The organism is Citrobacter braakii, from assembly GCF_002075345.1.
Lineage (GTDB): Bacteria > Pseudomonadota > Gammaproteobacteria > Enterobacterales > Enterobacteriaceae > Citrobacter > Citrobacter braakii.
This window is the reverse complement of sequence record NZ_NAEW01000092.1, coordinates 1-713: the sequence shown is the minus strand read 5'-3', so window position 1 is coordinate 713 and position 713 is coordinate 1. Positions and strand designations below refer to the sequence as shown.

General features: G+C 47.4%; 2 protein-coding genes. Both read left to right on the top strand.

Features of this window, described 5'->3' with window-relative positions; all coding sequences use genetic code 11:
- A partial coding sequence (locus BZK42_RS29135; protein ID WP_075849398.1) for a hypothetical protein occupies positions 1-189 on the top strand: 189 nt, incomplete at its 5' end.
- A complete protein-coding gene (tnpA, locus tag BZK42_RS28005) occupies positions 146-604 on the top strand; it encodes an IS200/IS605 family transposase (protein WP_079778750.1) in 459 nt (152 codons plus the stop codon). The genes BZK42_RS29135 and tnpA, both read left to right, overlap by 44 nt.
- The last annotated feature ends 109 nt before the right edge of the window (positions 605-713 follow it).

Below are 713 nucleotides of genomic sequence, written 5' to 3'. Positions count from 1 at the left end.
TTGTGCACAGAAAACCCCCAGCTAGGCTGGGGGTTCCGGAAAGCTTTCAGCTTTGGGCCAGTTATTAAAACCCCTTTTGATTTGTTAAAACACATTGCGGTCTGGCAACTGCAAATGTTTAACAAGAAATCAAAAGGGGGTCCCAATGGGGGACGAAAAGAGCTTAGCGCACACCCGATGGAACTGTAAATATCACATAGTTTTTGCGCCCAAATACCGGAGACAAGCATTCTACGGTGAGAAACGCAGGGCGATAGGCAGCATCTTAAGAAAGCTGTGTGAGTGGAAAAACGTGCGGATCCTGGAAGCGGAATGCTGTGCAGATCATATCCATATGCTTGTGGAAATCCCACCCAAAATGAGCGTATCCGGCTTTATGGGGTATCTGAAAGGGAAAAGCAGTCTGATGCTGTATGAACAGTTTGGGGATATGAAATTCAAGTACAGGAATAGAGAGTTCTGGTGCCGGGGATACTACGTAGATACGGTGGGTAAGAACACGGTGAAGATACAGGAATACATAAAGCACCAGCTTGCAGAAGATAAAATGGGTGAGCAGTTATCGATCCCTTATGCGGGTAGCCCGTTTACGGGCCGTAAGTAACGAAGTCTGATGCAAATGTCAGATCGTATGCGCCTGTTAGGGCGCGGCTGGTAACAGAGCCTTATAGGCGCATCCGAAAAACCTCCGGCTATGCCGGAGGATATTTATT